The sequence below is a fragment of the Alkalilacustris brevis genome, from assembly GCF_003350345.1.
Classification (GTDB): domain Bacteria; phylum Pseudomonadota; class Alphaproteobacteria; order Rhodobacterales; family Rhodobacteraceae; genus Alkalilacustris; species Alkalilacustris brevis.
This window is the reverse complement of record NZ_QNVJ01000064.1, coordinates 138,465-160,080: the sequence shown is the minus strand read 5'-3', so window position 1 is coordinate 160,080 and position 21,616 is coordinate 138,465. Positions and strand designations below refer to the sequence as shown.

General features: G+C 67.5%; 21 protein-coding genes. 14 read left to right on the top strand and 7 right to left on the bottom strand.

Features of this window, described 5'->3' with window-relative positions; translation table 11 throughout:
• Window positions 1–70: 70 nt before the first annotated feature.
• The 4 genes from DQ229_RS10285 to rbfA form a co-directional block, all read right to left on the bottom strand.
• Entirely contained in the window at window positions 71–655 is a 585-nt protein-coding gene (locus DQ229_RS10285; protein ID WP_114966169.1) for a DUF1643 domain-containing protein, read from the bottom strand.
• A 47-nt stretch (window positions 656–702) separates the two neighbouring features.
• The gene (gene truB, locus DQ229_RS10280; protein ID WP_114966168.1) at window positions 703–1,608 is read right to left on the bottom strand and encodes a tRNA pseudouridine(55) synthase TruB; all 906 of its coding nucleotides are present in this window, start codon (window positions 1,606–1,608) and stop codon (window positions 703–705) included.
• Window positions 1,609–1,671: 63 nt separating this feature from the next.
• The gene (locus DQ229_RS10275; protein ID WP_114966167.1) at window positions 1,672–2,442 is read right to left on the bottom strand and encodes a phosphodiester glycosidase family protein; all 771 of its coding nucleotides are present in this window, start codon (window positions 2,440–2,442) and stop codon (window positions 1,672–1,674) included.
• 5 nt (window positions 2,443–2,447) lie between these two features.
• Window positions 2,448–2,867, bottom strand: a complete 420-nt coding sequence (rbfA, locus tag DQ229_RS10270) for a 30S ribosome-binding factor RbfA (RefSeq protein ID WP_114966166.1) — start codon at window positions 2,865–2,867, stop codon at window positions 2,448–2,450.
• 101 nt (window positions 2,868–2,968) lie between these two features.
• Between rbfA and dapB the strand changes: the two genes are divergently transcribed.
• Together dapB and DQ229_RS10260 are read left to right on the top strand one after the other, a co-directional pair.
• Window positions 2,969–3,778: a 4-hydroxy-tetrahydrodipicolinate reductase gene (dapB, locus tag DQ229_RS10265; protein WP_114966327.1), complete on the top strand. Its 810-nt coding sequence runs from the start codon at window positions 2,969–2,971 to the stop codon at window positions 3,776–3,778.
• 194 nt (window positions 3,779–3,972) lie between these two features.
• Window positions 3,973–4,347, top strand: coding sequence for a dihydrodipicolinate reductase (locus DQ229_RS10260; protein ID WP_238381032.1), 375 nt, complete (start codon window positions 3,973–3,975; stop codon window positions 4,345–4,347).
• A gap of 14 nt (window positions 4,348–4,361) precedes the next feature.
• Here DQ229_RS10260 and DQ229_RS10255 read toward each other — a convergent pair whose 3' ends face one another.
• Window positions 4,362–4,583: a DUF1674 domain-containing protein gene (locus DQ229_RS10255; protein ID WP_202909554.1), complete on the bottom strand. Its 222-nt coding sequence runs from the start codon at window positions 4,581–4,583 to the stop codon at window positions 4,362–4,364.
• Window positions 4,584–4,653: 70 nt separating this feature from the next.
• Here DQ229_RS10255 and DQ229_RS10250 point away from each other — a divergent pair, with 70 nt between their 5' ends.
• The 9 genes from DQ229_RS10250 to DQ229_RS10210 all read left to right on the top strand — a co-directional run bounded on the left by DQ229_RS10250 (window position 4,654) and on the right by DQ229_RS10210 (window position 16,789).
• Complete coding sequence (locus DQ229_RS10250) at window positions 4,654–6,039, top strand: RsmB/NOP family class I SAM-dependent RNA methyltransferase (protein WP_238381031.1); 1,386 nt, start codon at window positions 4,654–4,656, stop codon at window positions 6,037–6,039.
• 187 nt (window positions 6,040–6,226) lie between these two features.
• Complete coding sequence (locus tag DQ229_RS10245) at window positions 6,227–7,915, top strand: heparinase II/III family protein (RefSeq protein ID WP_238381030.1); 1,689 nt, start codon at window positions 6,227–6,229, stop codon at window positions 7,913–7,915.
• Window positions 7,915–9,504, top strand: coding sequence for a bifunctional phosphoribosylaminoimidazolecarboxamide formyltransferase/IMP cyclohydrolase (gene purH / locus DQ229_RS10240; RefSeq protein WP_114966163.1), 1,590 nt, complete (start codon window positions 7,915–7,917; stop codon window positions 9,502–9,504). The genes DQ229_RS10245 and purH overlap by 1 nt, the downstream gene beginning before the upstream one ends.
• 8 nt (window positions 9,505–9,512) lie before the next feature.
• Entirely contained in the window at window positions 9,513–9,983 is a 471-nt protein-coding gene (lspA, locus tag DQ229_RS10235; RefSeq protein WP_114966162.1) for a signal peptidase II, read from the top strand.
• Window positions 9,984–10,036: 53 nt separating this feature from the next.
• A complete protein-coding gene (locus DQ229_RS10230; protein WP_114966161.1) occupies window positions 10,037–10,579 on the top strand; it encodes a DUF3035 domain-containing protein in 543 nt (180 codons plus the stop codon).
• A 104-nt stretch (window positions 10,580–10,683) separates the two neighbouring features.
• Window positions 10,684–12,105, top strand: coding sequence for a M16 family metallopeptidase (locus DQ229_RS10225; RefSeq protein WP_114966324.1), 1,422 nt, complete (start codon window positions 10,684–10,686; stop codon window positions 12,103–12,105).
• Window positions 12,102–13,436, top strand: a complete 1,335-nt coding sequence (locus DQ229_RS10220; protein WP_238381029.1) for a M16 family metallopeptidase — start codon at window positions 12,102–12,104, stop codon at window positions 13,434–13,436. Before DQ229_RS10225 ends, DQ229_RS10220 begins: the two co-directional genes overlap by 4 nt.
• A gap of 52 nt (window positions 13,437–13,488) precedes the next feature.
• Window positions 13,489–15,381, top strand: a complete 1,893-nt coding sequence (gene mutL, locus DQ229_RS10215) for a DNA mismatch repair endonuclease MutL (protein ID WP_114966159.1) — start codon at window positions 13,489–13,491, stop codon at window positions 15,379–15,381.
• Between the two features lie 34 nt (window positions 15,382–15,415).
• The gene (locus DQ229_RS10210; RefSeq protein WP_238381028.1) at window positions 15,416–16,789 is read left to right on the top strand and encodes a DNA recombination protein RmuC; all 1,374 of its coding nucleotides are present in this window, start codon (window positions 15,416–15,418) and stop codon (window positions 16,787–16,789) included.
• Window positions 16,790–16,802: 13 nt separating this feature from the next.
• Here DQ229_RS10210 and DQ229_RS10205 read toward each other — a convergent pair whose 3' ends face one another.
• On the bottom strand, window positions 16,803–17,468 hold the full coding sequence (locus tag DQ229_RS10205; RefSeq protein ID WP_114966157.1) for a ChrR family anti-sigma-E factor: 666 nt from the start codon (window positions 17,466–17,468) through the stop codon (window positions 16,803–16,805).
• A 2-nt stretch (window positions 17,469–17,470) separates the two neighbouring features.
• Window positions 17,471–18,028 (bottom strand): sigma-70 family RNA polymerase sigma factor, encoded by a 558-nt coding sequence (locus tag DQ229_RS10200; protein WP_202909553.1) that lies wholly within the window; start codon window positions 18,026–18,028, stop codon window positions 17,471–17,473.
• A 209-nt stretch (window positions 18,029–18,237) separates the two neighbouring features.
• Between DQ229_RS10200 and DQ229_RS10195 the strand changes: the two genes are divergently transcribed.
• The 3 genes from DQ229_RS10195 to DQ229_RS10185 are packed head-to-tail and all read left to right on the top strand — an operon-like array spanning window position 18,238 to window position 21,595.
• Window positions 18,238–19,548 carry an NAD(P)/FAD-dependent oxidoreductase gene (locus tag DQ229_RS10195; RefSeq protein WP_114966155.1) on the top strand — a complete coding sequence of 437 codons (1,311 nt, stop codon included), beginning with the start codon at window positions 18,238–18,240 and terminating at the stop codon, window positions 19,546–19,548.
• Entirely contained in the window at window positions 19,545–20,309 is a 765-nt protein-coding gene (locus DQ229_RS10190) for a DUF1365 domain-containing protein (protein ID WP_114966154.1), read from the top strand. Before DQ229_RS10195 ends, DQ229_RS10190 begins: the two co-directional genes overlap by 4 nt.
• Window positions 20,309–21,595 carry an MFS transporter gene (locus DQ229_RS10185; RefSeq protein WP_114966323.1) on the top strand — a complete coding sequence of 429 codons (1,287 nt, stop codon included), beginning with the start codon at window positions 20,309–20,311 and terminating at the stop codon, window positions 21,593–21,595. Before DQ229_RS10190 ends, DQ229_RS10185 begins: the two co-directional genes overlap by 1 nt.
• The last annotated feature ends 21 nt before the right edge of the window (window positions 21,596–21,616 follow it).

Genomic DNA, 21,616 nt, shown 5'->3' with positions numbered 1-21,616 from the left:
CCGCAGTATCGTGGATATTTGGGCCAAGAAGAAATGGATTGCGTTTCCAGGCGGGCCACGCCGCGCGGTGTCAGCCTGTCGGAAAGGGGCGCAGGGGGGTGTCGTTGCGCAGGTAGAGAGGATGCTTGGCCGAGCCGTCCTTGTTCAACCCGAGGCAATGCAGCCCATGCCCCGCGCCCCGCAGCCGAGCGATAATCTCGGTGATGATCGGCTGATAGCGTGGATGCAATCGGCCATAGGCCAGAACCAGGGTTTCCGCCTCGGCGGCCATTTCCAGAATGGCGGTAATATTGGCGGGGCTGCAGGCAATGGCCGGGTCCTTCGGCACGTCGCGCGGCGATGTGGCGCGCCAGTCCAGCATGTTCGCCTTCAGATAGCGCGTGTAGCCCCAGCGCCGCGCCATGCCCAGTTCCTTGTGGCAGGTCGGGTCGCTGACCTCGGCATCGGCGACGGACGGGTTCTGCCCGATGAAGAAGATCGTGCGCGGTGCGGTGTCTGTTGCGGTCCAGTCGCGGATCAGCGCCTGCCGGTAACGCCCGCATGGCGAAAACTGCGCTTCGCCCCGCACGCCGTCAGGCAGCTCTAGCCGCACCTTGCCGCCAGGGTCGTGCAGGCGGCTGGCGTCGGGGCGGATGCTGGCGGTGTGGTCTGTCATGCTGTCGGGATAGAAAGCCCTGGCGCGATTGGCAATCCCCGCCGCGCTCAGTTCACGAATACGCGGCTGGGGTGCAGTTCGCCGGCCCGGTACTGGCCCACGGCGACGGCACGGCCATCAAGGCTGGCCCAGGCCTCCTCGCCATATTCCACGTCGCTGGCGATCACCATGCCGGGGTTGCCGTTGCGCAGCCGGGCGGCGCCCTCGGGGGTGGCGGGCAGTTCGGGCAGATCGGCCAGCCCGGCCTCCAGCGGCAGCAGGCGCGCCTCCAGCGCGGGGCTGCGTGCCTCGGCCTCGATCTGTTCCAGTGTGACGCCGTCTTCGGCGTCGAACGGGCCCGACCACGTGCGCCGCAGCGAGACGACATGCCCTTCGCAGCCCAGCGCGCGCCCCAGGTCGCGCGCGATCGCGCGCACATAGCCGCCCTTGCCGCAAACCATCTCAAGCTCGACATGATCAGGGTCCGGGCGGGCGATCATTTCAAGGCTTTCCACCCAGAGCGCGCGCGCGGCAAGCTCCATCTCTTCGCCATCGCGGGCGCGGGCATAAGCGCGTTCGCCATCGACCTTCACCGCCGAATACTGGGGCGGTACTTGCATGATCTCGCCGCGAAAGCCTGCCAACGCCGCAGCGATCTGCGCGTCACTCGGGCGCAGGTCGGATTCGGCGATCACTTCGCCCTCGGCATCGTCGGTATTGGTGGCCTGGCCCAATCGCACGGTGAAACGATAGCATTTCAGCGCGTCTGTCACATAAGGCACGGTCTTTGTGGCCTCGCCCAGCGCGATGGCCAGCACACCGGTTGCCGCCGGATCGAGCGTGCCGGCATGGCCCGCCTTGCGCGCATCCAGCGCCCAGCGCACCTTGCCCACCACCGTGGTCGAGGTCACACCCGCGGGCTTGTCGACTACCAGCCAGCCGGAAATGTCACGCCCCTTGCGCCTGCGTCCCATGCGCCATCCTCATGCTTGTCTTGATGCCCAGGGCACGCCCCCTACAGCCGCGTGCTGTGCGGGTCAACGGGCGGCGGGCTGCACCAGGCCCACGACCGGCCCCATTTGCCGCCCGCCGTCCGATCGCCCCAGCGCGGGCGCGTGCAGGCGCGAGACATTGCCATCGAAGTAGAGCGCATTGGGGGTGTCCAGCGCCTCGCGAAAGAACTGGGCGAACTCGTGAAAATTGACACCCTGTTCGGTGATGGCGAAATAGGCGGTCCGGCCATCGGCGCTGACGCCGACACCGTTGCGCATCAGCCGCGAGGTGGAGTCGGCGATGAAGCGCGGGTGCAGCTCTCCGTCGATCACCAGCATGGGGCCCGACTGGGTGGCATGATCGCAGGCGGGGGCGGTTTCGGCGAAGCTGCGGGATTCGATCACCGCGAAGCCCGAAGGGGCCACGCAGAACACGCCATTGGGCAACATTCCGAAATTGCCCGGCCCGCGGGCCGTGATCAGCCGCATGGCTTCAACCCCGTCTTCCACATAAAGGCCCACGGGCGCGCGGTCGGGGTGATACATGCCGGCGTTCATGGCAAAGGCCAGGCTTTCATCCGATTCGGCCAGCGTGGCCTCGATCCGGTCAAAACTGCCATAGACCATGCCATCGGGTGCGGTGTGCCAGAGCCTGATGTCATCCTGTCCGGCGTGCGCGGCGCATACCGTATAGGCGCGCCCCTCATGGCTGTGGGCTACACAGGGCAGGGAAGCGTTTTCGCTTGCCGGGGCCGGATTCGCGGCGGCGGCAAGCCAGCCCAGCGCCAGGATCGGTGCCAGCGCGCCCGGCCGCATCGTGCTCAGGCTCCGCCTTGCGGAGGGTCGCCGCCTTCGACATCGCGGCGCACGGTTTCATCCTGAAACAGGCGGCGGGTCTTGTCCATCTGGTCGAAGGTTTCATCGGCGAGGAAGCGCAGCTCGGGCGCATATTTCAATTCGAGCCCGCGCGCCACGGCGCGCCGCAACTCGGCCCGGTTGCGCGTAAGTGCGCCTAGCGCAGTCTCAAGCGCCTGCCCGCCCAGCGGCATCACGAAGGCAGTGGCGATCTTGAGATCGGGCGAGGTGCGCACTTCGCCCACGGTGATCGACAGCGCGTTGAGTTCGGGGTCATGCACCTCGCCGCGGGCCAGAACCTCGGAAAGCCTGCGGCGGATCAACTCCGCCACCCGGAGCTGACGTTGCGACGGGCCGGAGCCCCGAGAGAAACGTTCCCTTGCCATAGATGCGATGTAGGCCAAACCGCCCGCCGCCGCAACGGGGGCTTTGCCAAGCGCCGGGCCAGCAGATAAGGAATGCCGCAAAGTTGATGAAAGGAAAGGCCATGACAGAGCAGCCGGGCATCGTGATTGCGGGGGCCTCCGGGCGCATGGGGCAGATGCTGATCCGCACGGTCGGCGAAAGCGGTCGCGCGCGGCTGGCTGCCTGTATCGAACGGCCGGGGCATGGCTGGATCGGCCGCGATGCGGGCGAGGCGATGGGCGCCGCGCCGCTGGGCGTGCGCGTGGGCGACGATGTGGCAGCGGCGCTCGACGGTGCGCACGCGGTGATCGATTTCACGGCCCCCCCCGCCAGCGTGGCGCTGGCGCAGGCGGCGGCGCAGGCCGGGGTGGTGCATGTGATCGGCACGACGGGTTTCGACAAGGTGCAGCTTGATGCGATCGCCGAGGCGGCGCGGCGCGTTCCGGTGATCCGCGCGGGCAACATGAGCCTGGGCGTCAACCTTCTGGTGCAGCTCACGAGACAGGTCGCCGCGGCGCTGGACGAGGATTTCGATATCGAGGTGGTCGAGGCGCATCACCGCCACAAGGTCGATGCGCCCTCGGGTACGGCGCTGATGCTGGGCGAGGCCGCGGCCGAGGGGCGCGGCGTGGAACTAGGTGCGGTGGCGGACCGTGGCCGCGACGGAATTACCGGGGCGCGGGCGCGCGGCCATATCGGCTTTGCCGCGATTCGGGGCGGCGACGTGGTGGGCGAGCATGATGTGATCTTCGCCGGCGCGGGCGAGCGGATCGTGCTGCGGCATGTCGCGACCGACCGGGCGATATTCGCCCGCGGGGCGCTCAAGGCCGCGCTTTGGGGGCAGGGGCGCGCGCCCGGCGAATACACGATGCTTGACGTGCTGGGGTTGTGACCGGGGGCCTCTTGCCGGCTGACCGCCCGGCTGCTCGCGTCGGCGCCTTTGGCGGCGCGCGGATGCCTTCGGCGAGGATATTTTCACCAAGGTGAAGGGGCGCGCGCGGCGCGGCTGGCGGCGGCCGGGGTGATCCGATCGGCGGGGGTGGACGTAGACAGGCAATATCACCTCCATTGCGAAGGAGCCTGTCGATGCCCGCGCGTTCGGTTTCCACCCTGCTTGTCGCATTGTCCTTTCTGCTGATCCTGGCCGTGCCGGCCCCGGCGGCCTCCGAATTCAGGCAGGTGAGCGAGCGAGAAACCTTCCTGCGACTGGTCGAGGGACGGGAGTTGCGGCGTTTCGGTATCCGGCTGGAGGTGACGCCGGATGGCGAGATCCGTGGCCGCGCCTTTGGCTATACGGTCACCGGCGCCTGGGATTGGGAAGGGGGATATTTCTGCCGCGACATGGCCTACGGGCGCAATCCGGTCGGATACAATTGCCAGGCGGTATTGCTGCGTGGCGATACGCTGCGCTTCATCTCCGACCAGGGGCAGGGGGAGTTCGCCGATCTGCGGCTGCGCTGACCCCGCTGCGCGGCTCAGAAATCGACGGCGATGCCCTTGCGCTCCCAATCGCCAAAGCGCACGGGTTCGGGCCCGTCGCGGCCGCCCAGTTCGCGCGGCATCTTCTGCGCATCGGCCTTGCGGCGGCGTTCCTCGGCTTCGGCCAGCGCGCGTCGCGCAGCGGGGGGCAGGGTGCTGAAGTCTGATGTTTGCGGCGCCTCTCGGGGCCGATCCGGGCTGTCTGGGGTGTCTTGCATCGGCGGTTCCTTGTGCATCCTTTGGCCGTGATATACGCCGTAAGCCCCCGGCGGCAAGGTGGCCGGGGCGTTGAGCGAGGCAGCCATGAACGACAAGGGCGATCAGCGGGGCCGTGGTGACGGTGCGCGGCGCGGTGCCGGCGGCGGGGCCGGGCCGGGTGGTGGCCCGCGTGCGGCAGCGGTTGACCTGCTGGGCGGGGTGCTGGAAGCCCGCAAGCCGCTTTCCGATCTGCTGGTTGCGTCCGAAGGGCCGCTGGAGCGGCTGGACCCGCCTGCGCGCGCCCGGGCGCAGCGGCTCGCGACAGGCACCTTGCGTCACCTTGCCCGCGCCGATGCGTTGCTGGATCCGCATCTGCGCAAACCCCCGCCCGCCCGTATCAGGGCGATCCTGCGGCTGGCGGTGGTGGAGCATTACGTGGAAGGTGCCCCGGCCCATGCCGTGGTCAAGGAGGCCGTCGATCTGGCGCGGCTTGGCCCGCGCGGCAGCGCTTTGGCGGGCATGGTCAATGCCGTGTTGCGCCGCGCCCTGTCCACGCCACAGGCCGAATGGGATGCCCTGCCGCCGCCGCGGCTGCCCGGATGGTTGCGCAAGCCGCTGCGCAGCGCCTGGGGCAAACGTGCGGTGGCGGCCATGGAAGCTGCGCATCTGGGGCCGGTGCCGCTTGACCTCACGCCACGCGACGCGGCGCAGGTCGAGGCCCTGGCCGAGCAGCTTGGCGGCGAGGTTCTGCCAACCGGCAGCATTCGCATTGCCAGGCCTTCGGGCGCGATCTCGGCCCTGCCCGAGTATGATGCCGGGCAATGGTGGGTGCAGGACGCAGCCGCCGCGCTGCCGGCGCGGCTTGCGCTGACGGGGATGAGCGCCGGCGCGCGGGTGCTTGACCTTTGCGCGGCGCCGGGGGGCAAGGCGCTGCAGCTTGCGGCGGCGGGCTGTGCGGTGACGGCGCTCGATATCTCGGGCCCGCGGATGGAGCGGCTGCGCGCGAACCTTGCGCGCACCGGGCTGTCCGCCGATTGTGTGGTGGCCGATGCGCTGCACTGGCAGCCCGATGCGCCTTTTGATGTGATCGTGCTGGATGCGCCCTGTTCGGCCACGGGCACGATCCGCCGCCATCCCGATCTGCCGCATATCCGCGATGCGAGCGTGTTGGAGACGCTGCTGCCACTGCAGGCGGCGCTGCTGGACCGGGCGCTGGGCTGGCTCGCGCCCGGTGGCGTGCTGGTCTATTGTGTCTGTTCGCTCCTGCCTGCCGAGGGCGAGGAGCAGGCCCGCGCGGCGTTGGCGCGGCACACCGGGATGGAGGCGCGGCCGCCCGCCCCGACAGAGCAGGCAGCGGGTTTCGATCCGGGCTGGATCACGCCCGAGGGCGGTCTGCGCCTGCGCCCCGATTACTGGCCCGAGCGCGGCGGCATGGACGGATTCTACATGATCCGGCTGCGGTGGGCGGCCGCCTGAGGGGGTTTTCGCCGGTGACACTTCCGGCCCCGGTGGGCTATGGTGCGCCCCGAGCAGCAACAAAATCCCGGGGCATGACAATCTGGCCCGGGTCTGGACGGGGAAGGCAGGCGTGTCGCTTCTTCATGGCTGGTCTGCGCGGCGTGTCCGCCTGATGAACCGCGTTCAGGCGCGTCGCAGTGGCCGCATGCGCGCCGCGACGGGCTTTGTCGCGCGCCCCGAGCCGCGCGGTATGGGCCGTTTTGCCGGCGGCAAGCAGCTGTTGGCAGGGAACTTCCTGTTTGCCGGATATCATGTCGAGGCGCCGGGGGTTTCGGTATGGGATGTCGAAAGCCCCAGCCCCGAATTCGAGGCCGCGCTCCAGGCCTTCGACTGGCTTGACGATCTGGCGGCGGTTGGCGACGGGCCGGCCCGGATGCGCGCGCAGGCCTGGCTGGGGGACTGGATCGCACGCTATGGCAGTGGCAGGGGGCCGGGCTGGACGCCGGAGATCGCCGGGAGGCGGCTGATCCGTTGGGTGCATCACGGGCTTTTCCTTCTGGCCGGGCAGGAGCAGGCCGAGGCCGAGGCCTTCTTTGCCGTACTTGCGCAGCAGACGCATTTTCTGGCGCGGCGCTGGCTTGCGGCTTCCTCCGGCCTGCCGCGTTTCGAGGCGCTTACGGGGTTGCTGTATGCCGGGCTTTCGCTGCGCGGCATGGAAGAACATGTCGGGCCCGCGGTTGCCGGGCTTTCGCGTGAATGCGACGCCTGTATCGACGCCGAAGGCGGTTTGGAAAGCCGCAATCCCGAGGAGCTGCTTGAGGTTTTCACCCTGCTCACATGGGCCGATACGGCGTTGCGCGAAGCCGGACACAGACCCGACATGCCCCATGTCGCGGCGATCGAGCGAATTGCCCCCACCCTGCGCAGTCTGCGCCATGCCGATGGCGGGCTTGCGCGGTTTCACGGTGGCGGCCGCGGGGCCGAGGGGCAGCTGGATCAGGCGCTTGCGGCCTCTGGCATGCGGGCCGGGGCGCGTGGGGTGGCGGCGATGGGCTATGCGCGCCTTGCCGCCGGGCGCACGACAGTCATCGTGGATGCCGCGCAGCCGCCTTCCGGGCCGGCCTCGCGCAATGCCCATGCCTCGACCCTGGCGTTCGAGCTGACTTCGGGGCGCCGCCCGCTGATCGTGAATTGCGGCGCCGGTGGGCCGTTTGGCCCCGAATGGCGCCGGGCGGGGCGGGCGACGGCCTCGCATTCGACGCTTTCGATCGAGGGGTATTCCTCGTCGCGGCTGGGGCGCGGGCGCCGCATCGCCGGGGGGGACGAAGAGATCCTGGCCGAGCGGCCCGCAGAGGTGACGGTCGGGCGTGACGAGGTGCCCCAGGGCGCGGGGCTGTTGCTAAGCCATGATGGCTATGCCCGCACGCATGGGCTGGTGCATGTCCGCCGGCTCGATCTCAGCCAGGACGGGCGCGCCCTGATGGGCGAGGACTCGCTGGCCACGATGACACCGGCTCAGCGCCGCCAGTTCGACCGCGCGCTGGATCACACAGGGCTTGAAGGTGTGCCGGTGGCGCTGCGCTTTCATCTGCATCCGGATATCGATGCCACGCTCGACATGGGCGGCAAGGCGGTGTCGATTCTGTTGCGCAGCGGTGAGGTCTGGATTTTCCGGGCCGAGGGGGTGCCGCTTGCGCTGGCCCCTTCTGTCTATCTGGAAAGGGGGCGGCTGCGGCCGCGGCCTGCGCAGCAGATCGTTCTGAGCCTGTTGCAGCGCCAGCCTGCCAGCCAGTTCATCTGGACCTTGTCGAAAGCGCAGGATAGTCCCGTCGGCATCCGCGATTTCGCAACCGATGATGACGAGGACAGGGCCGTCTCGCCCGAAGGAGAATAATGCAAGATCTTGCCCCCCTGCGCCGTGCGCTGATTTCCGTTTCCGACAAGACCGGGCTGGTTGACCTTGGCCGCGCTTTGGCTGCGCGCGGGGTCGAGCTGGTCTCGACCGGCGGCACAGCGCGCGCGTTGCGCCAGGCAGGGCTCGACGTGCGCGATGTATCTGAAATCACGGGATTTCCCGAGATGATGGATGGCCGGGTCAAGACCCTGCACCCGATGGTCCATGGCGGGCTGTTGGCGCTGCGCGACGAGGGCAGCCATGTGGCGGCAATGCAAGAGCATGGCATCCCGGCGATCGACCTGCTGGTGGTCAACCTTTACCCGTTCGAGGCTACGGTGGCCTCGGGCGCGGGCTATGACGACTGCGTCGAGAATATCGACATCGGCGGGCCTGCGATGATTCGCGCAGCGGCGAAGAACCACGGTTTTGTCGCGGTCGTGACCGACCCCGAGGATTATTCCGCGCTGCTGGAGGAGATCGCCGCGAATGACGGTGCGACCAGCCATGCCTTCCGCCAGCGCCTTGCGCAAACCGCCTATGGGCGCACCGCCGCCTATGACGCGGCGGTGTCGAACTGGATGGCCGGGGCGCTTGAGATGCCTAATCCGCGCCGCCGTGCCTTTGCCGGCACGCTGGTGCAAAGCCTGCGCTATGGCGAGAACCCGCATCAGGGCGCGGCATTCTACCGCGATGGCAGCGACCGCCCCGGCGTTGCCACTGCGCGCCAGCATCAGGGCAAGGAGTTGAGCTACAACAACATCAACGACACCGACGCCGCGTTCGAGCTGGTGTCGGAATTCCTGCCCACGGACGGGCCGGCCTGCGCGATCATCAAGCACGCCAACCCCTGTGGCGTGGCCCGTGGTGCGACGCTGGCCGAGGCTTACGGGCGCGCCTATGACTGCGACAGGACTTCTGCCTTTGGCGGGATCATCGCGCTCAACATGAAGCTTGATCTCGCGACGGCCCAGGCCATCACGGGCATTTTCACCGAGGTCGTGATCGCGCCCGGGGCCGATGACGACGCTATCGAGCATTTCGCCAGCAAGAAGAACCTGCGCCTGCTGACGACGCCGGGGTTGGCCAATCCGGCGCTGCCGGGGCTGGCGTTCCGGCAGGTTGCGGGCGGGTTTCTGGTGCAGGATCGCGACAATGGCATGATCGCAGCCGATGATTTGCGAGTCGTCACCAGACGCGCGCCCAGGGATGCCGAACTGGCCGACCTGCTGTTTGCCTGGAAAGTGGCCAAGCACGTCAAGTCGAACGCCATCGTTTATGTGAAGGACCAGGCCACCGTGGGCGTAGGTGCGGGGCAGATGAGCCGTGTCGATTCCACCCGCATCGCGGCCCGCAAGGCGCAGGACATGGCTGAGGCACTGGGGCTGGATGCGCCGCTCACGCAGGGCTCGGTGGTGGCATCAGATGCGTTCTTCCCCTTTCCCGACGGCCTTCTGGCCGCGGCCGAGGCCGGCGCCCGCGCCGTGATCCAGCCGGGCGGCTCGATGCGCGACGACGAGGTCATCAAGGCCGCCGACGAGGCCGGGCTTGCCATGGTCTTCACCGGCCAGCGGCATTTCAGGCACTGAGTCGGGTGATGCGGATTGCGACACTCACGGCGGGGATGGTTCTGGCGCTGGATCAGGCGTCGAAGTTCTATGTCGTGCATGTGCTCGCGCTTGACCGGCGGCTGGCGATCGATGTCTGGCCGCCGTTTTTCAACTTGCGCATGGCCTGGAACAGGGGTGTGAACTTCGGGTTGTTCTCCAACGATGCCGAAATCATGCGCTGGGTGCTGATCGCGGTTGCGCTGGCAATCGCGCTCTGGGTCTGGCTCTGGACCCGGCGCGAGGCGCATCTGACGCGGGTGCAGCTTTCCACCGGGCTACTGGTGGGCGGCGCGCTGGGCAATGTGATCGACCGGCTTGCCTATGGCGCGGTGGCCGATTTCATCAACATGTCCTGTTGCGGAATCAGCAATCCCTATGCCTTCAATGTCGCTGACGTGGCGATCTTTGCGGGCGCCGTCGGGCTGGTGCTGTTTGCCGGCCGCAACAAGACCCCGTGACGCGCCCTGCCGGATGCGCTAAAGACGGGTCAGGAAGTGCGAAGGAGGTCCGGATGCGGGCAAGGCATGGCATTATCGCGGTTGCGCTGGCCGGGCTGGTGACGCTTGCAGGGTGTTCCTCGGGCGATGACGGCCCGCTGATGAACCTGGCGGCCAGTTCCGATGGTCCGGACGAGTTTGCAATCCTTCCCTCGCGCCCGCTCCAGATGCCCGACGATCTGGCCGCGCTGCCCGAGCCGACGCCGGGCGGCAGCAACCGGACCGATCCGCAACCTCGTGCCGAGGCCGTGGCCGCGCTGGGTGGCAATCCTGCCCTGTTGGCGGCCAGCGCTGCGCCCGTGTCCGACGGCAGCCTGATAAACCACGCCACACGGTTTGGCGTGCAATCGGGGATTCGCGACCAGCTTGCCGCCGAGGATCTGGAGTTCCGCCGCCAGAATCGCGGCCTGCTGCTTGAGCGGCTGTTCAACGTGAATGTCTATTACCGCGCCTATCGCGTCATGGCGCTCGACCGTTACGCCGAGCTGGAGCGCTGGCGCGCTGCCGGGGCACGCACGCCCGCCGCCCCGCCCGACCCGCGGCTTGAGGCGGACTGATCCCCTTTCCTCACATCGGCGTGGCGTATCTTGAACCGCGCAGCCTGGGGCGTACCTTGGCCGCAGGACAGAACGCACAAGATCAACGCGATGGGGAAGGCAGCATGACATTCTCGACGGACGCCTTGCGCAGGACGTGGCCGCTGGCCCTGATCGCGGCGCTGGTGATGCTGGCACTGCCGCTGCGGGCCGAGCCGGTGACGGGCTTCGCGCTGGACAACGGGCTCGAAGTGGTTGTGATCGAAGATCACCGTGCGCCTGCCGTTACGCATATGCTCTGGTATCGTGTGGGCGCAGCGGATGAGCCGCCGGGCAAATCGGGAATCGCGCATTTCCTCGAACACCTGATGTTCAAGGGCACCGATAGCCGCGACGCGGGCGAGTTCTCGGCCATCGTCGAGGCGCTGGGCGGGCGCGACAATGCCTTCACCTCGTGGGATTACACGGGGTATTTCCAGCGTGTCGCGGTCGAGCATCTGGGCCGGATGATGGAGCTTGAGGCCGACCGAATGGCCAACCTCGCCTTCACCGAAGACGACTGGCGCCCCGAGCGCGCCGTAGTGCTGGAAGAGCGCGGCCAGGTGGTCGAGGCGCGGCCGGGCCGGCTGTTTCAGGAGCAGCTTGCCGCGGCGATGTTCCAGAACCACCCCTATGGCATCCCGATCATCGGTTGGCGACACGAGATCGAAGGGCTGACCGACGAGGATGCAATGGAATTCTACGCCCGTCATTACAGCCCCGACAACGCGGTGCTGGTGGTGGCCGGCGCGATTGACCCCGACGAGGTGCGCGCCTTGGCCGAGGCCCATTACGGCCCGATCCCGGCAAACCCCGAGCGCCCCGACCGCGTGCGCCCGCAAGAACCGCCGCATCTGGCCGAGCGCCGCCTCAGCATGACTGACCCGCGCGTCGCCCAGCCTTATCTGCTGCGCCAGTATCTGACCGAACCGCGCCGCAGCGGCGCGCAGGAGGATGCCGCCGCGTTGCTGGTGCTGGCCGAGGTGCTGGGGGGCAATCGCGCGACTTCGGTGCTGGGGCGCAAGCTCACTTTTGAAAAGCCTGCCCTGGCGATCTCTGCCTCGGCCTTTTACAGCCCGGTCGCGGTGGACGGCACGACCTTTGGCCTGGCAGTGGTGCCGGCCGAGGGTGTTTCGCTGCAGGAGGCCGAAGATGCGCTGGATACTGCGCTGGCTGAATTCCTGGAAGACGGCATCGCGCCCGAGCAGTTCGAGCGGGTGCAGACCCAGATCCGCGCCGCGGAAATCTATGGCCGCGACAATGTGCAAAGCCGTGCGCGCAGCTATGGTGCGGCATTGTCCAGTGGGCTGACTGTAGCGGATGAGCAAGGCTGGACCGAGGCGCTGACGTCGGTCACGCCGGATGATGTGATGACGGCGGCCCAGCGCGTGCTCGACCGCAACCGTTCGGTAACCGGCTGGCTGATGGGGCCGGATGGCGATACCGGCGTGGCAGCACCGTCTTCGGCCCCCGGCGTCGAGGCCCCGATGAGCGAGGTGTCGCAATGATTGCCGTAAGTCGCATGTTGTCGCTGACCCTTGGCCTAGGCGCGGCCCTTGTGCTGGCGTTGCCGCTCAGGGCGCAGGTCGAGGTGCAGGAAATCACCTCGCCCGGCGGGGTGGAGGCTTGGCTGGTCGAGGAGGACTCGCTGCCTTTCGTCGCGCTTGAGTTGCGCTTCCTCGGTGGCACCAGCCTGGACCCGGACGGGCAGGAGGGCGTGACAAGCCTGATGGCCGGGCTGATGGGGCAGGGCGCGGATGATCTGGATGAACAGGCCTATGCCGAGGCAACCGAGGCGCTTGCCGCGCGTTTCGGCTTTTCGGCTTCGCGCGATGCGGTGTCGGTCTCGGCCCGTTTCCTGACCGATCGCCAGGACGAGGCGCTTTCATTGCTGGGCGCGGCCCTGCGCGCGCCCCGTTTCGACGAGGCGACGCTGGAGCGCGCGCGGGCGCGCATCATCTCGGGTATCCGCTCCGATCAGCGAAACCCCAATGCGCTGGCGGGCGAGGTTTTTGCGCGGCTGGCTTACGGCGATCACCCCTATGCCCGCCCTTCGGATGGCACCGAGGAAAGCGTTGCCGCGTTGTCGCGCGATGATCTGCTTGTCGCGCACCAGCGTACTGTGGCGCGCGACCGGGTTCTTGTGGCTGCCGTGGGCGACATATCTGCCGAGGCCCTGGGCGCGGCCATCGATGCCCTGCTTGCGGGGCTGCCCGAGGCAACGGCCGATCTGCCCCCTTATGCCGAGGTCGGGCTTGAAGGTGGGGTGACGGTGGTGCCCTTTGACGGCCCGCAATCGGTGATCGCCTTTGGTCATGCGGGGATCGCGCGCGATGATCCTGATTTCTTCGCCGCTTACCTGATGAACGAGGTGCTGGGCGGTGGCCGTTTCGGCACCCGCCTGATGCGCGAATTGCGCGAACGTCGCGGGCTGACTTATGGGGTTGGCAGTTTCCTGGCCTCGCAACAGTTCGGCGATACGCTCCAGGGGCGGTTTTCCACAGCCAATGACCGCGTGGCCGAGGCCATCGGGATCGTGCGCGAGGAATGGCGGCGCATGGCCGAGGAAGGTATCAGCGAGGCCGAACTTTCGGCGATCAAGACCTATCTCACGGGCGAGTATCCGTTGCGTTTCGACGGCAATTCCAGCATCGCACGCATTCTGGTGGGAATGCAGATGCAGGGCCTGCCCGCCGATTACATCCTGACCCGCAATGACAAGGTCGAGGCTGTCACGCTGGACGATGTGCGCGCCATCGCCGCGCGGCTGCTCGATCCCGAGGGGCTGCATTTCGTGGTGGTCGGCCAGCCCGAGGGGCTTGAAGCGGAAGACGGCTGAACCTCAACAACCGCCTTGGCCGAATCTGGCTTGCCATGCTAGGGATTGGGGTATGAATGCCCCCGACCCCAATATAAGCGCCGTGCGCGCTGCCATTCGTCCGCTGGACGAGGCGGCAATCAACCGTATCGCCGCGGGCGAAGTGGTGGAGCGCCCGGCCTCGGCAGTCAAGGAACTGGTCGAGAACGCGCTCGATGCGGGGGCCACGCGCATCGACGTGGCTTATGCCGACGGGGGCAAGACGCTGATTCGCGTCACCGATGACGGCCATGGCATGACACCCGATGACCTGCCGCTTGCTGTGGCGCGGCACGCGACGTCCAAGATCGACGGCAGCGATCTGCTCAACATTGCCAGTTTCGGCTTTCGCGGCGAGGCGCTGGCCTCGCTGGGGGCCGTGGGGCGGTTGACGATAACCTCGCGTGCGGCGGGCAGCGACGCGGCAAGCCTGTCGGTGACGGGCGGGCGGATGGCGGCGGTGCGCCCCGCAGCGTTGTCGCGCGGCACGGTGATAGAGTTGCGCGATCTGTTCTACGCCACGCCCGCGCGGCTGAAGTTCCTGCGCACCGACCGGGCCGAGGCACAGGCCATCGGCGAGGTGCTGCGCCGGCTGGCGATGGCGGCGCCGCATGCCGGGTTCACGCTGTGCGATGTCTCGGGCGGGGGCGAGGGGCGCGTGGTCTTTCGCGCCGACGCCGAAACCGGCGACATGTTCGATGCGCTGCGCGGGCGGCTTGCGGCGATCATCGGCGCGGAATTCACCGAGAACGCCTTGCCCATCGAGGCCGAGCGCGACGGGCTGCGCCTGACCGGCTATGCGGCGTTGCCCACCTATTCGCGGGGCGCGGCGGTGTCGCAGTATCTGTTCGTCAATGGCCGCCCGGTGCGCGACAAGCTGCTGATCGGGGCGCTGCGCGCGGCCTATGCCGATTTCCTCAGCCGGGATCGCCACCCGGTGGCGGCGCTGTTTCTCGATTGCGACCCGCAGCGCGTCGATGTCAATGTTCACCCCGCCAAGGCCGAGGTGCGCTTTCGCGAGCCGGGTCTGGCGCGCGGGCTGGTGGTTTCGGCGCTGCGCCATGCCCTGGCCGGGGCCGGGCACCGGGCATCTTCAACCGTGTCGGGCGCGATGCTGGGGGCGATGCGCCCCGAGGCCGGCAACGCGCCGCCGCGGGCCTATCAGATGCCGCAGCGCCCCTCGGCGGGGGCCTTGCAGGCGGCCCGCATCGCCCAGGCGCCCGGACAGGGTGACTATGCGCCCGCCGGTGCAGGTCAGGCAGGGCTTGGGCTGGCCGAAGGCGCATCATCCCGGTTCGACCTGCCGGATGCGGCCCCGAATGACAGCGCCGACATCGCGGCGCAGGCTTATCCGCTGGGGGCCGCCCGCGCGCAACTCCATGAAAACTATATCGTCGCGCAGACTGAAACGGGGCTGGTGATTGTCGATCAGCATGCCGCCCATGAACGGCTGGTCTATGAACGGCTGAAGCGACAGGCCGCCGAGAACGGCGTGCGTGCCCAGGCGCTGCTGATCCCCGAGATTGTCGAGCTATCGACCGAGGAAGCCGGGCAACTGCTGGAAAAAGCCGATGACCTGGCCGAGCTGGGCCTGGTGATCGAACCCTTCGGCCCCGGCGCCGTGGCCGTGCGCGAAACCCCGGCGCTGCTGGGTGTGGTTGATGCCGAGGCCTTGCTGCGCGACATTCTGGACGAGCTGGCTGACATGGGCGAAACCGGCACCTTGCGCGCGCGCATAGATGCCGTGCTCAGCCGGATGGCGTGCCACGGGTCGGTCAGGTCGGGCCGCCGGATGCGCGCCGACGAGATGAACGCGCTACTGCGCGAGATGGAGGCCACGCCGCATTCGGGCCAGTGCAACCATGGCCGCCCCACCTGGGTGGCGCTGGACCTGGCCGATATCGAGCGGCTTTTCGGCCGGCGCTGAGACGCAGGCGACAGGCAGGATTGACAGGATGATCATGCAGATCGACACCCTGCTGGGCCTTGGGGCCGGGCTGTTACTGGGGCTTCTGGCGGGGATGCTGTGGCTGGGGCGGCGCAATGCGGCGCTGCGCGAGGAAGCGGCGGCCCTGCGCGGCGACGCGCGTCGCCTGCCCGAGGTGCAGGCACTGAACGCGGAATTGCAGCAAAGCCTGTCACAGGCGCAGTCCGAAAAGGCCTCGCTCGAGCGCGAACTCGATGTGCTGCGGCAAAGCCACGAGGCCCGGCTGGAAGAGTTGCGCGGCGTCAAGAAAGACCTCGAGGACAGGTTTCACGCGCTCGCATCCGGCGTGCTGAATTCCAACTCCGAGCGGTTTCTCGAACTGGTCAGCGAACGCTTCAAGACGCACAAGGCCAGCGCCGAGGAGGACCTCGCCAAGCGGCAGGCGGCCATTCACGATCTGGTCAAGCCGCTGGATGAAAAGCTGGGCAAGTTCGACGCCCGCATCAACGAGATCGAAAAGGCCCGCAACGAGGCCTACGGCGCCATCCGCACCCAGGTCGAACAATTGGCGCAGGGTCAGCAATCGCTGGGACAGGAGACCCGCCGCCTGGTGCAGGCGCTGCGCGCGCCCAAGACCCGCGGCCGCTGGGGCGAGATGCAGCTGCGCCAGGTTTTCGAGATGGCCGGCATGACCGAGCATGTGGATTACGTCACCGAAAGCACGCTCGATACCGATGCAGGCCGGCGCCGCCCCGACGCGATCGTCAGCATTCCGGGCGGCAAGAGCATCGTGGTCGATGCCAAGACCCCGCTTGAGGCGTATCTGGACGCGCTGGAGGCTGACACGCCAGAATTGCAGCAACAGCATATTCTCCGCCATGCAAGCCATGTGCGCGAGCATGTGAAATCGCTTTCCGGCAAGGCCTATTTCGACTCGATCGCGACGACCCCCGATTTCGTTGTCATGTTCATCCCCGGCGAAACCTTCGTATCCGCCGCGGTCGAGGCCGCGCCGGACCTGATCGAATTTGCGTTTGAGCGCAAAGTGCTGATCGCCACGCCCACCACGCTGATGGCGCTGATCAAGGCCATTGCCTATGGCTGGCAGCAGGAGAAGATGGCCGAGAACGCCGCAGAGGTGCAGAGCCTTGCCAAGGAGCTGTATGACCGGCTGGGCACTTTTGCCGAACATCTCGACAAGATGGGCCGCAGTCTTGGCAGCTCGGTCGAGCATTACAACCGCGCCGTCGGCTCGCTGGAAGGGCGCGTACTGCCCTCGGCGCGGCGGTTCGAGGCGATGGGGGTCGTGGGCTCACATGCTCAGATCAAGCCCGCCGAAACCGTCGAGGCCGAGCCGCGCAAGCTTACGGCCTCGGAATTCACCGATGGCAAGAACGAGGCCGAGTAGGCCCGCGCGCCGTTCAGATCCGGAAGAAGGGCTGCGCCAGCCGCGGCAGTAGCGCGCTGAAGCGCAGCGGTGCATCGGTTGCGGCAAGGCAGATGCAATCCACGCCGGGTTCTGCCACCGGGGTGTGCACATCGGCCTCGGTGGCGATCTCGATATCGCCTGGGCCGAAACGGTCATGCTCGTCACGAAAGGCGCCTTGCAGCACCTGCGTCAGCTCAATGCCGCGGTGCCCGTGATCGGGCACGGCGAGTCCCGCCGGAATATGCAGCAGCCGCACACGCGCCTCGCGCGAGGTCGGCAGGATCGCCTGCCGGACGCCGCCGCCGAGCGGGCGCCATTTGACCGCGTCGAGACCGCCGCCGACATAGTCCTGCAGGGGGGTGGGAAACACCTTGCGGACCTGCGCCTGTGCCGTGCCCGCTGAATTACGCTCGCGGCGAGGCTCGGGCGGGGCATCACGCAGGCGCGCAAGGGTTGCCATCAGGCTGTCTTCCGACATGGGGGCGGCTTCGCATTCTTCCAGAACAGCGCCGCCGACTGCGTCGAAACTGGCCAGCCGCGCCCGGCATTCGTCGCACAGCGAGATATGCGTCGCCACGACAAGGTTGAACGCTTCGGGCAGTTGCCCGGCCGAATAGGCCATCAATAGCTGGTCCGAGAGGTGGTGTCGTATTGTCATCGTCAACCCTGCGCCATTGCGTGGCGTAGCCTTTCAAGTGCCAATCTGATGCGCGATTTGATCGTGCCAAGGGGCAAACCCGTCTGTTCGGCGATTTCCGTGTGGGAAAGCTCGCCGTAATAGGCCTTTTCCACCAGTTCCCGCTGCTTTTCGGGCAATTGGCGCAGGGCCTTTGTGAGCTTTTCGCTTTCCTGTTGCAGGCCCAGAACCTCGCTTTGATCCGGTTCGGGTTCGGGACCCCAGCCCAGATCTTCGGGTTCGGGGCGGCGCTGCTTGCGCAACGCGTCGATCCGCCGGTTGCGGGCGATGGTGAAGATCCATGTCGCAACGCTCGCCCTTGCGGGATCAAACAGTTGCGCCTTGTGCCAGACTGTCGCCATCACATCCTGCGCACATTCCTCGGCCAGGCTGCTGCTGGCGCCCGATTTCATCAGGAACGCCTTCACCCGGGGCGCGAAATGCGCGAACAGTTCCGCAAAGGCCGCTTCGTCCCGGTCGTCGCACACGCGCCGAATCTGGGCGACCCATTCCATTTCCTTGGTGCCGTTTACCTGCCTCATCGCGAAGTCTTCACCGGATCGCACGTTTCCATACACCCTTGCATACAGGGGCGGGACGGGCGATGCATCCGGTTTGTTTGCGATCTGGCAGGCGCTGGTCATGACATTGTTACGGTAATGCGCCCGGGGTGGATCAGTTTTCAGATGATCCATCGGGGGTACAACGGCGTAGAACCTTTTGACACAAGTTCATTACGGGAGACGGCTGAATGCCATTCGAGACAGCCAGCGCCGCGCGGCCACGCATCGCGGTCATCGGCGCGGGAATTTCCGGCCTTTCCGCCGCTTATCTTCTGGCGGGCAACAGCGATGTCGTGCTGTTCGAGGCCGAGCGGCGCCTGGGCGGCCATGCCCGCACGGTGATGGCTGGCAAACGGGGCGATCAGCCCGTTGATACCGGTTTCATCGTCTTCAATCACGCGACCTATCCGCATCTCACCCGGCTATTCGACAATCTCGGCGTGCCCACCGTGCCCAGCAACATGAGCTTCGGCGCGTCCTTTGGCGGTGGGCGGTTCGAATACAGCCTGACCAGCCTGGACACTGTGTTCGCCCAGCGGCGCAACCTGGCCAACCCGAAATACCTGGGAATGCTGCGCGACATCTTCCGTTTCAACGCCCGCGCCGCCATGGCCGAGCGCGACCCGAGCATGACCATTCGCGAGCTGCTGGCGGTGCTTCGGACGGGCGAGTGGTTTCGCGACCGTTACCTGCTGCCGCTGTCAGGGGCGATCTGGTCGACGCCGACGCAGGATGTGTTGGATTTCCCCGCCGGGGCACTGGTGCGGTTTTTCCGCAATCACGCGCTGATGGGATACTCGGGCCAGCACCAGTGGTACACGGTGAAGGGTGGTTCCATTGAATATGTGCGCAGACTCGAGGCCGCGCTGCGCCGCCAGGGGGTGGATATCCGCACCGGCAGCCCGATTGCCGGGGTGCGCCGCGCGGGTGGAACGGGGCGCGCGCCGATCATGCTGCGCCCCGTGGGCGGCGACTGGGAGGGCTTCGACGAGGTGGTCTTCGCCACCCATGCCGATGACACGCTGGCCATGCTTGCCGATGCCTCGCCGCTGGAGGCCGCCGCGCTGGGCGCGGTGCGCTACCAGCCCAACGAGGCCGTGCTCCATGCCGATCCTTCGCTGATGCCGCGCCGGCACAAGGTCTGGTCAAGCTGGATCTATTCCGAAGAGGCGGAAAAGCGTTCTTCCGGGATCGACCTGACCTACTGGATGAATTCGCTCCAGCCGATCCCGCAGGATGATCCGCATTTCGTCACGCTCAACACCACCCGCGCGATCCGCGAAGAGCTGATCTATGACACCACCACCTTCCGCCATCCGGTCTATGATCTGGCTGCCTTGCAGGCGCAGGAGGCCATCGTCGAGATGAACGGCACAGCGAACACCTGGTTCTGCGGCGCCTGGATGCGCAACGGCTTTCACGAAGACGGCTTTGCCAGCGCGGTGGCCGTTGCCGAAGGGTTGGAGGCCCGCCGCGCACTGCAAAGGGTGGCCGCGTGAGCAACCGGTTGGAACATATCGCCGGGCGCACCTTTCACGGGCGCAGGGGCGCGGCAGTGGAAAACGCCTTCAGCTATGGCGTCGACTACCTGCTGCTTGACCCCGAGGCGCCGCTGCGCGCGCCCTGGCTGTTCCGGCGCAACCGCGCGGGGCTGGTGGCGCTGCATGATTGCGACCACGGCGGCCCGCCGGGGCAGGGGCGGGGCGCGGCCTGGGTGCGCGAGGTTCTGGCCGCGCAGGGTCTTGGCGCCGCAGACGGGCAGATCCTGCTGCTGGCGCAACCCAGGGTGCTGGGGCATGTGTTCAACCCGGTCAGTTTCTGGTTATGCCACGACCGGCAGGGCACGCTGCGCGTGGTCATCGCCGAGGTGACGAACACCTATGGCGACCGCCACTCCTACTTGTGCCACCATGACGACCTGCGCCCGATCGGGGGCGACGAGGTGCTGCATGCGGCCAAGGTGTTTCACGTCTCGCCCTTCCAGGGGGTCGAGGGCAGCTATGACTTCCGCTTCGACATCCGGCCGGGGCAGGTGGTGATCCGCATCGACTACCGCGCCGGCGAAAGGCGGCTGCTGGCCACGCTGAGTGGCCCGCGCCGCCCGGCCACCAGCCTCGGCCTGATCGGCGCGATGTTGCGCCGCCCCTTCGGGTCGCGCCGCGTGCTGGGGCTGATCCACTGGCAGGCGTTCAAGCTGTGGTGGAAGGGCGCGCGGTTTCACCATCGCCCCGCGCCGCCCGCGCAGGACGTGTCGCGATGATGGCCGCGGCGCCCTTGGCCCCCAGCACCGCCGCGCGCACCCGGCCTGCGACTCGGGTAGCTGGCCTTCCGGGATATGCGCTCTTTGCCGGGCTGCTCGCGGTAGCGGGGCTGCCGATCTATATTCACGCGCCGAAGTTCTATGTCGATAATCACGGTGTCAGCCTCGCGGCACTTGGTACGGCGCTGTTTGTGCTGCGGCTTGTGGATTTCGTGCAAGATCCGCTGCTGGGCTGGCTGGCGCAGGCGACCCGACGGCATCGCGCGGCGGCGGTGGCCGGGGCGACGGCACTGATGGCGCTGTCGATGCTGGCGCTGTTTGCGGTCACGCCGCCGGTGGCGCCGCTGTGGTGGTTCGCAGGCTCGCTGCTGGTGCTGTTCAGCGCCTTCAGCTTTCTGACCATCAGCTTTTATGCCCAAGGTGTGGTCAAAGCGGGCGTGCTGGGCACGGGCGGGCACCTGCGGCTGGCAAGCTGGCGCGAGACCGGCGCGCTTCTGGGCGTGTGTCTGGCAGCGGTGGCGCCTTCGGTGCTGGCTCTGCTCAGCGACGACCCCTTTGCGATCTTTGCGGCGCTGTTTGCCATGATCGCCGCTGTCGCCGTCTGGGCGATGCGGCGCGAATGGGGGGGCGCACCGGCCGCGCCGGGAACAACTGGCTGGCAGGGCTTTGGCACGGTGCTGGCCGATGACGTGGCGCGCCGGCTCTTGCTGGTGGCGCTGGTCAATGCCGCGCCGGTTGCCGTGACCTCGACATTGTTTCTGTTCTTTGTCGAAAGCCGCCTGCAAGCCCCCGGTTGGGAGGGGGCGTTCCTGTTGCTCTTCTTTCTGGCGGCGGCAGGGTCGGCGCCTATCTGGGCGCGGGCGGGGCAGCGTTGGGGCATCCGGCCCGTGCTTCTCGGCGCTATGGTCCTGGCGGTGGTTTCCTTCGGCTTTGCCGCGACGCTGGGCGCGGGCGACCTGCTGGCTTTCGCGGTGATCTGCCTGGTATCAGGCGCGGCGGTGGGGGCGGACCTGACGCTGTTGCCCGCACTCTTTGCCCGACGCATGGCGGCACTGGGCCAGGCCGAGGCGCTGGGCTTCGGGCTCTGGGCTTTCGTGACAAAGGCGACACTGGCGCTGGCGGCGATCACGCTTTTGCCGCTGCTAGAGGCTTCGGGCTTTCGCGCCGGCGCCGACAACCCCGAGCCTGCGCTGGCGACGCTCGGTTTTCTCTACGCGCTGGTGCCTTGTGTGCTCAAGCTTGTGGCAATCGCGCTTTTCGCAACCCTTCGCATGAACGAGGAATAGGACGTGGATAATCTCCTGCTG